Here is an 11445-nt window from a genome sequence, read left to right on the forward strand (position 1 = left end):
AAACTTCCAATTACGAAAAAGAAAAGCTAGATGCCTACCAGCGTTATATTATTGCCAGTAGTACATCTAGCTAAAATAAGCTATTATTCAGACGGTAGAGCTAACCATGCTGCGCCCAAAACTCCTGCATCATTTCCAAGCGTCGCAATCGAGATAGATGTTGATTCTCGGACTGCCGGGAAGACCATACCTTCAAAATAGTTTTGAATAGGTTTCAAAAGAGCGTCTCCAGCTGCCGAAACTCCACCACCAATGATGATCTTTTCTGGATTGAGCATATTACCGATATGACTACATGCTAGACCAAGATAAAAACAAATATGATCAACTACTTTTTTTGCTAGTTCATCTTTCTCTGCTGCGAGGTCAAAAATCAACTTAGATGTGATTTCTTCGGTTCCTTGCTGTATAGCATCTTTTAGCTTAGAATTCGGTTCGAAAGACTTAGCTAAATCTTTGGCTACGCGCACGATTCCTGTGGCAGAAGCGATTGTTTCTAGACAACCTTTCTTTCCACATGTGCAGTCATAGGCCTCTTTGCTAGTATCTACCGTAATATGACCGATTTCACCTGCCGCTCCCTTAACTCCATGAAGAATCTTTCCTTCCGCAAAAATACCTCCACCAACACCAGTTCCTAAGGTCACAAAGAAAACATTCGCCGAGCCTTCACCAGCTCCTTGCCATCTTTCACCAACTGCTGCAATGTTAGCATCATTATCTAAGTGTACATCTAGCCCAGTAATACTTTTGAGATCGGTTGCTACATTTTGTTCTTTTGCCCAATTTAGGTTGTAGGCTCCTTTAACCGTGCCTGTTTCGTAGTTAATCGTTCCAGGTGTTCCCATTCCGATACCATAAAAAGTGTTGTTATCCAACTGTAGGTCCGTTAATTTTTGGTTAATGCTGTCGCCAATGTTACGAACAATATGAGAGCCTTCATCAGAGCTATCTGTTTCAACAGACCATTTTTCTTCAATTTTCCCATTAGTTGTTAAAATTGCAATTTTTGCAGTTGTACCGCCAAGGTCAACGCCAATTAATTTCTTTTCCATTTTCACATGTCTCCTACTCTACTACCTTATTTTTTGCTTTCTCTTTGTCTAATTCGACTTTAAGAACAGATCTAGCGCGGGCATAGACTTCACGATCCAGCAATTTATGTTTAAACAGTTCCGTTAGCTCGTATTCCATCATTTCGATATCCCATTGTCGCTTACCAAGATAAACGATAATGCCGTATTTTTTCAGTAATTGAGCCACATCATAGACTGTTTTCATAACGATACCTCTTATCTTGTTTGGATTTTGCCCTCTAAATATTGCTTGTACTGGACATACGTTTCTGTATCTTGCTGTTCAACTGCGATTGTTGCTTCTTTTAACGCCTGCTCCAAATCCCCTTGAACTTCATAGCTACGAGCCAATAAGAAATGCGCGTGAGGATTAAACGATTCTTGTGCAATCGCTTCTCGCGCAAAGTCTGCCGCTTTTACTTCATTTCCTTGAATCGTTGCAATGACGGCCAAATTTGTAAAAGTTAGCGCATCGGCACTACCTGAAACTTGGAGTTGGTGCAAGATTTTTTGGGCTGTTTTGTAATCTTCATTTTGTATAAATGCCCCTGCTACAGCATTGGCGTTTTGTGGGTCATAAGGGTGCTTTCCTTTGTCGAAACCGAACCACAGGAAGAACACGGTCAGTACAACGGCCGAAGCTCCGTATAAAATTCGGCGCCAGTGGAAGTATTGATGCGGCATGGATAAGGCTCCGGCAATCAAGAATCCGCCAACTAAGCCGCCGATGTGTCCTGCTAGGTCGATACCTTGAGAAAATAAATCAACCACTAAATTTACGACAACTAAACCCGCAATACTAATTCCTAATGACCTTGCATAGATATGCGGTTTTAACACTACTAGGTATAACAAGGCTCCAAAGATACCAAAAATAGCCGTACTAGCTCCTGCCGCCACATTAATGTTAAATGCGAAACTGGCGACAACTCCTGTGATGCCAGATAGCACATAGATAAGCGCATAACGCCACTTGCCGTAAAGTTTTTCTGCCATTGGTCCTATGATATACAGGACGACGGAATTCATGAGTAAATGGAGTAATCCGATATGGATAAACATCGGCGTAATGAAGCGCCACCATTCTCCTGCGAATATAAGTGGATTGAACTTAGCTCCCCACCTGACAAGGTTAAAGGTATTATTGCTCGTCCCTCCTGTGAATGTCATGATTAAAAATACTGCTATTTGGATGGCAAGCAAAACATATGTCACATAAGGCTTTTCTTTACGGGCTTGCACCTGTTCGTCACTTACTTTTGCGGTAATATAATTGATGACGACGCTTCGTTCACTAGTGACGGTGCTTTCATCTATACCTGTCGGAACTTGAAATGTCTCGGCAGGTATACCGAGCTCCGTTTCTAGTTGTTTTAGCTGCTCTTCTGCGTTTTCTGCATCGATTAATATATTGTTCAGACTTATTTTCTCGTTTTCTGAGTGTAGCGGTTTATCGAACCATTCTGAAGTATCTCCAACCGGCTTAAAGGGCGTGATGTACATATTGACTAGTGGGAGTTTCAAACGTCCCATCTGCTTGCGTAAATCTTCGCACACACGCATTACTTGCTCAATATCCCGCTCGACGACACTAGACCAACTGAGCTCCTTCATCTGAATTCGAATAACTGGTCGCTTCTTTTGGGCTGGATTATCTAACCATAGTTCTTGTTTCTTTTCGTGAAGATGAATGAGTCGATATCCCTCTTCAATTAGAAAATAGCTAGTTAAGCGCCAAAAAATATACTGTTCCTGGAGGCTCAAAAAATTCCCTGCTTTCTTTTAAAATCCTATTTATAAGTACTACTATACGCAAAAAAGGGAACATTGTAAATCAATCTCCGCCAAATTTTTGCTATTATTTCAGATTATTTTCAATCACTAGTTTTTGAACGGGTAAATCGTGAGGTTCTGGCATGAAATCAGCGGTTATTTGTTCGCGATAACAGAGTGAAATCGTTGCGCCCTGATAGTCCATTAAGTAGCGATCGTAAAAGCCAGCTCCAAAACCAATTCGGTAGCCGTCTGTGCGGAATAAAACGCCAGGGACGATTAGTAGGTCCAAGTCGTTTTTTTGCACAACGACAGCGCTTTCTAATGGCTCATAAAGACCCAATGCTTTTTTACAAAGTTCATCGCTTTCTTTGTATACTCGAAACTTCATGGCTTTTGATTTATTATTTGTCTCAGGTATTGCTACAGTTTTTCCATCTTGCCAAGCTCGTTCAATGATTGCGCGCGTTGCTATTTCTGGGAATCGGGCGATTGTGATACCGATTGTTGTCGCTTTTTTCCATATTTCTTCTTGAAATAGTTGTTCTGCAATGGCTCGTGAGCGTTGTTCGTATGTAGCTCTATCCATTTTTTGCAAATCGGTCAGTATTTGTTCGCGTAGTGTTGCTTTCGCTGTCATTCCCTCTCCTCCTTGAGTACAGAATATTCTCCATAAAAAAAGCAACAGGTGGAAATCCTGCTGCTTACTTAGTTTCGCGGTGCAAAGTGACACGGCGCAATCTTGGACAATATTTTTTTAGTTCAATACGTTCCGGGTTTTCACGTTTGTTTTTAGTAGTGATATAATTGCGATCGCCGCACTCAGTGCATTCTAAAGTGATATTAACACGCATTCTATTTCCCTCCAAACTCTAATCAAACTGAATTATTTATCAGACCTGTATTATAATATCATTTTTAAGGGCTTTACGCAAGGATTCCTAAGCTTTTCTTTTTATTTTGTTTACAATATTCATTTTTGACTATGTTTTTGGCGTAATTTATGCTATAAATAGAAGTAGAGTTTAGGGAAAAGAGGTGTTATTAACACAATGACTGTTCTAATCATAATTCTTCTTGCCTGTTCTGTCGTCCTATTCTTGCTTTCATTTATGCAAAAAGGAAATAGCAAACAGATAGAAAATGAGATGGAGGAAATCGCGTCTCAATTAATGCAAGAGAACTTCGAATTAAAAAAACGTGTGTCTACTCTAGAAAATACATTGAAAATCGATGCTGACACTGTCACTCCTGTTCGCACATCCAGTAAAAAACTCCGTGACTTAAGAAAAAAACAAATTATTACTTTGTATACTTCTGGTGTCACTATAGAGGAAATTGTTACACAATCGGAACTTTCAGAAGACCAAGTAAATGAAATAATCGCTGAATATGTTGCTCATTAAATTGGAGATATCACAAGGGAGGAAATAATACAATGAAACAATCACTTCGCATGCTAGCGCTAGGATTTTTGATTTCAGCAGTGCTCTTGCTTGTCTTTGATACGTTCTTCTCATCAAGCGCACAAGCAGAGAAATCAGCGGAACCAAAAACAACGACGACAACGAAAGCTGACGACAGCGAAAATTACAAAAAGAAATATGAGGATCTACTTGCATCTCAAGAATTAGCGAAATCACAAGCGGCAGAAGCTCAAAAAGCAGTTGCGGCTAAGAAAAAAGCAGAGGAAGAAAAAGCAAAACAAGTCAAGAAATTCACGCTTGTTATCAAAAAAGGCGATCCTTCTTCTAAAGCTGGTAACGAATTACAATATGCCGGCATCATCAAGTCCGGTGCTGAATTCGATAAGTTCCTACGCACGAACAACTATGAGAAATATGTACGCGACGGTAGCTATGCTGTAGACAGTAATATGACTGCCGATCAAATCGCAAAAATCATTACGCATAAAAACTAATGAAAAAGGAAGGCAGCTACCATCGCTTTCCTTTTTTTATTGGCTAAAGCGCCCTGCTTGTGTTATAATGGAGCGGAATTCCCAATATGAAAGGATGATGAATTATGGATATTGTAAAGTTTTCGAATACTAACAACAATCACATTTTGGGAGCGTTTGATTCGATTTAAAGCTCCCCTATTTTAAAGGAGCGAAAACATTGACTATTAATAATTATGGATTTACAGATTTTTTTGAGGCGCAAACGTTGCAGGAAGGGCTTATTCCCGCACGTGTGACGGCTGTTTTTAAAGATTTTTTCAAAGTTGTATCTGAGGATGGCGAGCATTTGGCCAAGTTGAAATATGTTGCTTTTATGGGCGCGATGAATACGGAGCTTCCTGCGGTTGGTGATTTTGTGGCGCTTGAGAGTCATCCGCAAGATACGTCCCTCATTCATGGCGTGCTGGACCGGAAGACGGTGTTTAAACGCAGTGACCCTGCTGGCGGCGAACAATTAGTGGCCGCGAATTTTGTTTATGTTTTTATTGTGAGCTCGTTGAATCATGATTTTAACATCAATCGGTTGGAGCGTTATTTAACGATTGCTTGGGATAGTGGCGCGAAACCTGTTGTGATTTTGACCAAGGCGGATCTCAGTGAAAATACAGCGCAAATCGTGACGGAGATTGAACTCGTTGCGTATGGCGTACCTATTTTTGCGGTGGATAATTTATCAAAAAGTGGTTTTGACACGATTGAGCGCTTTTTGAAGCCTGGTGAAACAATTGTGTTGCTTGGTTCGTCTGGTGTTGGGAAATCTTCTTTTATCAATGCCCTATCTGAAAAAACGTTGATGAAAACGAGCGGAATTCGGGAGGATGATTCGAAAGGCAAGCATACGACCACGCATCGTGAGTTGCACTTGTTGCCGACTGGATTGCTTGTGATCGATACGCCTGGGATGCGCGAACTTGGTATCGGGCAAGCGAGTGATGGACTTGGTGAAACGTTCCAAGATATTGAGTTGCTGGCCAATGATTGCAAATTCCGAAATTGCCAACATGGTACCGAGCCAGGATGCGCCGTACAAGCCGCTTTAACGGACGGTAGTCTTTCGGAGGTTCATTATGCCAATTGGATTAAATTAAAGCGAGAACTGGCTTATTTCGAGCGTAAAAACGATCCTGTTTTGCAACGTGCGGAAAAGCAGAAATGGAAAGCCGTTCATAAAGCTTCGGAGACGCAATATAAATCTAATTTAAAGGCGAGAAAAAAATAGTATAACAAGGATCCTGCTGGAAACGGCAGGGTTTTTCGCATCAAAAAAACACCTACCAATCGTGCATGGCAGGTGTTTCGATTACTTATTTTTTATCGTTGGTGTAAGGTTTTTTGTAGCCTTCTTTACGTGGTGCGCGGTTCGGTTGTTCTGTATCGCCTTCTTTTTTCTCAATCAAAGCTTTACGAGATACGTTTACACGACCGTGATCGTCTATTTCTGTTACTTTGACTTTCACGATATCACCCATTTTCAGGATGTCTTCCACTTTACCAACGCGTTCGTGCGCTAGTTCAGAAATATGAATCAAGCCATCTTTGCCTTTGAATAATTCAACAAAAGCTCCGAATTTCTCGATACGACGAACTTTACCATCATAGATTTCGCCAACTTGTACTTCGCGGACGATTTCTTCAATCATTGCTTTCGCTTTTTCGATCATGGCATCATCTTGAGACGCGATGAAAACTGTACCGTCTTGTTCGATATCAATTTTAACATTCGTTTCGTCGATGATTTGGTTAATTTGTTTACCGCCGGGTCCGATAACGTCCTTGATTTTATCAGGTTTGATATTGATTGTAACGATCTTAGGTGCATATTCTGACAAGGTTTCGCGAGGTGTGTTGATGGTCGCTTCTAGGTGTTCTAGAATGTGCAGACGGCCTGCTTTCGCTTGTGTCAAGGCTTCTTCTAAAATTTGGCGGCTAAGACCATCGATTTTGATATCCATTTGCAAGGCAGTAATACCGTCACGTGTTCCAGCTACTTTGAAATCCATGTCGCCGAAATGATCTTCCATACCTTGAATATCAGAAAGAATTGTGTAGTCATCGCCAAGTTTGACAAGTCCCATCGCGATTCCAGCAACCGGCGCTTTAATTGGCACACCTGCATCCATCATTGCAAGCGTCGATCCACAAATACTTGCTTGTGAACTTGAACCGTTTGACTCTAAAACCTCAGATACAAGGCGAATCGTGTATGGGAAATCCTCTTCACTTGGAATAACTTGTTGTAACGCGCGTTCACCAAGTGCTCCGTGACCGATTTCACGACGACCTGGTGCACGACGAGGTCCTGTTTCTCCAACACTGAACTGCGGGAAGTTGTAATGATGCATGAAGCGTTTGGAATCTTCTAGACCAAGCCCATCAATGATTTGGTGCTCGCGAAGTGGCGCTAATGTACATACGCTAAGTGCTTGCGTTTGTCCACGTGTGAATAGTCCTGAACCATGGACGCGTGGCAAAATACCAACCTCAGATGATAGCGGACGAATTTCGTCTACCTTACGACCATCTGGACGGATTTTATCTTGTGAAATCAAGCGACGCATTTCATTTTTTTCAAGCATTTCTAAAATATGTTTTACTTCTGGCAAAACTTCTGCTGCGTCTTCTAATTCTTTTGCTTCATATTCTGCGACAACCGCCTCTTTTAACACGTTAATGTTTTCTTCGCGCGCTAATTTTTCTTCGGTTTTAATCGCGATTTTCATATCTGCTTCTGCGCGAGCCGTTACTTCTGCAACAAGCTCTGCGTTTGGCACGAATAATTCGATTTCCATTTTCGCTTTACCAACTGCGGCAACGATTTCTTCTTGGAACGCGATTAAGCGTTTGATTTCTTCGTGACCGAACATGATAGCTTCTAACATCGCTTCTTCAGGCACTTCTTTCGCTCCTGCTTCTACCATGTTGATGGCTTCTTTTGTCCCAGCAACCGTCAAGCTAATATCGCTTAATTCTTGTTGCTCGATGGTTGGATTAATGATGTATTCCCCGTTCACACGACCAACATCTACACCCGCAATCGGCCCTTCAAAAGGAATATCCGAGATGCAAAGTGAAATCGATGAACCAAGCATTGCAGCCATTTCTGGTGAGCAGTCTTGATCCACGCTAAGCACTGTAGATGTGATTTGAACATCGTTACGATACCCTTCTGCAAAAAGCGGACGGATTGGACGGTCAATCAGACGTGCCGTTAATGTTGCGCGATCACTTGGACGACCTTCGCGTTTTAAGAAGCCGCCTGGAACTTTACCAACAGCGTACATTTTTTCTTCATAATTTACAGTCAACGGGAAAAAGTCACCCGGTCTTGGTTTACGCGAACCAACAGCTGCTGTTAAAACAACGGTATCGCCGTAGCGAATAAGCGCTGCACCGTTTGCTTGTTTTGCCATTTGACCAACTTCGATTGCTAGTTCTTTGCCTGCCCATGTGGATTTAAATACTTGTTTTTCAGTCATATTTCGATCTCCTTTTAGTTAGGAGCGTCCACTACCAAATAGAAACTTTACCATGCATAACTCTTCACGCACGCCTGAATTGATATTCCGACACGCATGAATCCAAAAACCAACCATCTCTCTCATCGAGCCGAGAAGCACACATCTGCGTCGTTGAAGTCTGCGCGCCGATGCTCCGCGTCTGTGAAGACAGTGACTTTTAGGGAAATCATGTTTTTATGTAAATGGCACGTTTTTGGATTCATGCGATAAAGCTTCTTTCTACTTTCTTAGGTAGCAGGACACTTCTTGTTTATTTTTTTCAAAAAAAAACGGGACAAAAATATCCCGTTTTCCTTGTGTTTATCGACGTAAACCTAAACGTCCGATAAGTTCGCGGTAACGTGCAACATCTTTCTTACGTAGGTAAGTTAAAAGGTTACGACGATGACCGACCATTTTCATCAAACCACGATAAGAATGGTGATCTTTCTTGTGCTCGCGAACGTGTTCATTCAAACTGTTGATTTCTGCAGTAAGAACAGCGATTTGAACTTCTGGTGAACCAGTGTCCGTATCATGTACACGATATTCAGCGATAATTTCATTTTTACGCTCTTGTGTCAATGCCATTTCTTACACACCTCCTTCTTTTCTAATCCCCGCATACTGAGCCAAGCGTTGGTGACTCGCAAAAAGCCAAGTAAGGGTTCTATTTCGTACAGAGTTAAAGATACACTATTTTCGGTCAAAAAGCAAGAGATAGCCTAACTTTTTATGCGAAATATGCTCTCGTATCTGCTTCGTCTTGCTTCAATTGTTCAATCAAACCTTCTACACCATTAAATTTCAACTCTGGTCGGAAATAATGGAACCATTCGATTTCAATTTCCTCTCCATATATTTCTTGGTGGAAATCTAAAATATAGACTTCGATTGACATCGCTTGGTCGTCTTTGAAGGTAATGTTATAGCCAATGCTCGCCATGCCTAAATGTGTTTCTCCATTCACTTTAAATTTGACGGCATAGACGCCTAGTTTAGGAATGAGGAAACCGTCATCGACAGCAATATTCGCCGTTGGAAAACCGATTGTGCGGCCGCGTTTGTCACCGTGGATAACGGTTCCTGTCAGTGTGTAAGGATAGCCGAGCAATTGGTTTGCCTCGTCTAGTTGGCCTTCCGAAATATATTTTCGAATGTTGGTCGAGCTCACTTTGTCATGCAAATCTTCTAGCTTCTGAACAATTGTTACATCAAATTGCCCATCTGCATAGTTGGCAAGATCCGTCATTTTCCCAGCACCTTGACGTCCGTAAGAATAATCGAAGCCGGCAACAACATGCTTTGCGTTTAGGCCAATCAGATAATTCGCGACGAAATCTTCTGGGCTCAGATTCGAAAACGCTGTGGTAAAGCGAACGATGTATAATATATCAACACCGAGCTCGGCCATTTTGCGCTTCTTCTCTTCTAGCGGTGTCAGATATTTGACTTGTTTTCGCATTTGGCTAAGCACAACGGATGGATGTGGATCGAAAGTTAAGACTGCTGTTTTTATGCCACGTTTTTCAGCTTCTTTTTTAGCTGTGTTGATGACTTCTTGATGCCCTCGGTGCAATCCATCGAAAAAACCAAGCGCTATCACTTTCGGGTCGCGATCGATATTTTCTGGTGGATGATGCAAAAAATACGTTTCCATGAAATCCCCTTCTCTTTGCAGTATGTTTTGCCCCACTACTTCAAGGGTAAAATATAATGCGCAATCAATACGGAGTTACGAGAAGTTACCTTGTTCGACAATGGGTAGCTTCTTTTCGTTCGCCGTTTTTAGTTTAATTTACCTTCGCGTAGTTCGATCACTTTTTCTGGTTTCCAAAAATCGCGACGTTCTGGATGTTGTACATAGATGGCTGTTAATTTATTTTTATAGAGCAAGGCTACGCGTCCTTGGCTGCGTTCTTTGATGAACTGTTCTGGTAGCACAACGCCGTTTAGCACTTTCTCGTGAATCAGCTCCGAAATGTCTTGTTGTGGCATGTCAGATAAGCCGTCTTCTAACGGATACAGGAAGCTGGCCTCTTCTTCTTTTGCTCGCAGCGCTTCAATTTCAGATAATGTGAAGCATTGTTCTTCTGTGAAAATACCGCTTTGCGTGCGTTTTAACTCGGACATATGCGCGGGATATCCTAGTTTTTCACCGATCATGACGGCAAGTGTACGGATATACGTTCCTTTGCCACATTTAATCCGTATGTGGAAGGTATTGTTGTCCGGACTTATTGGTACGTAAGGCTTCAAGAGTTCGATTGCATAAATATTCACCGTGCGTTTCGGGCGTTCTACCTCTATGCCTTCTCTTGCATATTCATACAACTTGCGGCCATTAACCTTCACCGCGGAGTACATCGGCGGAATTTGCACGATTTCCCCAACGAAAGATTTTGCAGCTTTTTCGACATCAATCGGTAAAATAGTTTCGGTGATTTCTTTTTCAGCGACTACTTCTCCACTCGCGTCTTCGGTCGTTGTGGCACTGCCAAGCGTAACCGTTGCTTCGTACGTTTTGCCTTCATCCGTAATGTATTCGGCGAGTTTTGTTGCGCGACCAATACAGATCGGCAAAACACCTTCGACATCGGGATCGAGCGTCCCTGTATGTCCGACTTTTTTTGTTTGGAGAATTTTGCGCAGTTTGAATACGCAGTCATGACTCGTCATGCCTTTTTCTTTCCACAAGGGGATAATTCCGTCCATCTCGTAAATCACTCCTTTTCCTACACAAAGAAGGATAGACGTCCGCGAAAACCGGCACCTATCCCCTCCTTGTTTCTTATTCGTTATCGTTTAGACCGCGTAATAGGTCGTCGATATGATTGCCGTAAGCCACAGAATGATCTATTTCGAAAAATAGTTCTGGTACTTTGCGCAAGCGAATGCGACTACCGATTTCGGAGCGAATAAAACCATGCGCTTTTTCTAAGGCAGCCAGGGCGTCTTGTTGCCCTTTTTCTTCGCCTAGAACGGAAACAAACACGGTTGCTTGTTGCAAATCACCCGTCACGTCAACACCAGTAACGGTTATGAAACCAATGCGAGGATCTCTTAATTTGCGGTTAAGGATGTCGCCAAGCTCTTTTTTCATTTGCTCTGCTACACGATTAGCTCTAAGATTCAT

Annotated in this window: 14 protein-coding genes; 3 read left to right on the forward strand and 11 right to left on the reverse strand. The window is 42.0% G+C overall.

Annotated elements, in window-relative coordinates; translation table 11 throughout:
• Positions 1-83: 83 nt before the first annotated feature.
• The 5 genes from DUK53_RS02025 to rpmG all read right to left on the reverse strand — a co-directional run bounded on the left by DUK53_RS02025 (position 84) and on the right by rpmG (position 3703).
• A complete protein-coding gene (locus tag DUK53_RS02025) occupies positions 84-1055 on the reverse strand; it encodes an ROK family glucokinase (RefSeq protein ID WP_036093946.1) in 972 nt (323 codons plus the stop codon).
• A gap of 13 nt (positions 1056-1068) precedes the next feature.
• The gene (locus DUK53_RS02030) at positions 1069-1281 is read right to left on the reverse strand and encodes a YqgQ family protein (protein WP_036093944.1); all 213 of its coding nucleotides are present in this window, start codon (positions 1279-1281) and stop codon (positions 1069-1071) included.
• A gap of 11 nt (positions 1282-1292) precedes the next feature.
• Entirely contained in the window at positions 1293-2840 is a 1548-nt protein-coding gene (locus DUK53_RS02035; protein WP_036131104.1) for a rhomboid family intramembrane serine protease, read from the reverse strand.
• A 94-nt stretch (positions 2841-2934) separates the two neighbouring features.
• Positions 2935-3489: a 5-formyltetrahydrofolate cyclo-ligase gene (locus tag DUK53_RS02040; RefSeq protein ID WP_036131101.1), complete on the reverse strand. Its 555-nt coding sequence runs from the start codon at positions 3487-3489 to the stop codon at positions 2935-2937.
• A 64-nt stretch (positions 3490-3553) separates the two neighbouring features.
• Positions 3554-3703 carry a 50S ribosomal protein L33 gene (rpmG, locus tag DUK53_RS02045; protein WP_003719608.1) on the reverse strand — a complete coding sequence of 50 codons (150 nt, stop codon included), beginning with the start codon at positions 3701-3703 and terminating at the stop codon, positions 3554-3556.
• A 198-nt stretch (positions 3704-3901) separates the two neighbouring features.
• Here rpmG and DUK53_RS02050 point away from each other — a divergent pair, with 198 nt between their 5' ends.
• The 3 genes from DUK53_RS02050 to rsgA all read left to right on the forward strand — a co-directional run bounded on the left by DUK53_RS02050 (position 3902) and on the right by rsgA (position 6031).
• Entirely contained in the window at positions 3902-4255 is a 354-nt protein-coding gene (locus tag DUK53_RS02050; protein ID WP_036093940.1) for a hypothetical protein, read from the forward strand.
• A 32-nt stretch (positions 4256-4287) separates the two neighbouring features.
• Positions 4288-4770 (forward strand): MltG/YceG/YrrL family protein, encoded by a 483-nt coding sequence (locus DUK53_RS02055; RefSeq protein WP_036131097.1) that lies wholly within the window; start codon positions 4288-4290, stop codon positions 4768-4770.
• Positions 4771-4969: 199 nt separating this feature from the next.
• Positions 4970-6031, forward strand: a complete 1062-nt coding sequence (gene rsgA / locus DUK53_RS02060; protein WP_036131094.1) for a ribosome small subunit-dependent GTPase A — start codon at positions 4970-4972, stop codon at positions 6029-6031.
• Positions 6032-6116: 85 nt separating this feature from the next.
• Here rsgA and pnp read toward each other — a convergent pair whose 3' ends face one another.
• The 6 genes from pnp to rbfA all read right to left on the reverse strand — a co-directional run bounded on the left by pnp (position 6117) and on the right by rbfA (position 11445).
• The gene (gene pnp / locus DUK53_RS02065; RefSeq protein ID WP_036093935.1) at positions 6117-8288 is read right to left on the reverse strand and encodes a polyribonucleotide nucleotidyltransferase; all 2172 of its coding nucleotides are present in this window, start codon (positions 8286-8288) and stop codon (positions 6117-6119) included.
• A gap of 122 nt (positions 8289-8410) precedes the next feature.
• Positions 8411-8533, reverse strand: coding sequence for a hypothetical protein (locus tag DUK53_RS17905; RefSeq protein ID WP_255309562.1), 123 nt, complete (start codon positions 8531-8533; stop codon positions 8411-8413).
• A 97-nt stretch (positions 8534-8630) separates the two neighbouring features.
• The gene (gene rpsO / locus DUK53_RS02070) at positions 8631-8900 is read right to left on the reverse strand and encodes a 30S ribosomal protein S15 (protein ID WP_036062005.1); all 270 of its coding nucleotides are present in this window, start codon (positions 8898-8900) and stop codon (positions 8631-8633) included.
• Positions 8901-9042: 142 nt separating this feature from the next.
• Positions 9043-9969, reverse strand: a complete 927-nt coding sequence (locus DUK53_RS02075; protein ID WP_036093934.1) for a bifunctional riboflavin kinase/FAD synthetase — start codon at positions 9967-9969, stop codon at positions 9043-9045.
• 128 nt (positions 9970-10097) lie between these two features.
• Complete coding sequence (gene truB / locus DUK53_RS02080) at positions 10098-11024, reverse strand: tRNA pseudouridine(55) synthase TruB (RefSeq protein WP_036093932.1); 927 nt, start codon at positions 11022-11024, stop codon at positions 10098-10100.
• Between the two features lie 76 nt (positions 11025-11100).
• Positions 11101-11445 (reverse strand): 30S ribosome-binding factor RbfA, encoded by a 345-nt coding sequence (gene rbfA, locus DUK53_RS02085; RefSeq protein ID WP_036093930.1) that lies wholly within the window; start codon positions 11443-11445, stop codon positions 11101-11103.

Origin of the sequence: Listeria sp. SHR_NRA_18, assembly GCF_003856515.1 — a bacterium.
Lineage (GTDB): Bacteria > Bacillota > Bacilli > Lactobacillales > Listeriaceae > Listeria_A > Listeria_A newyorkensis.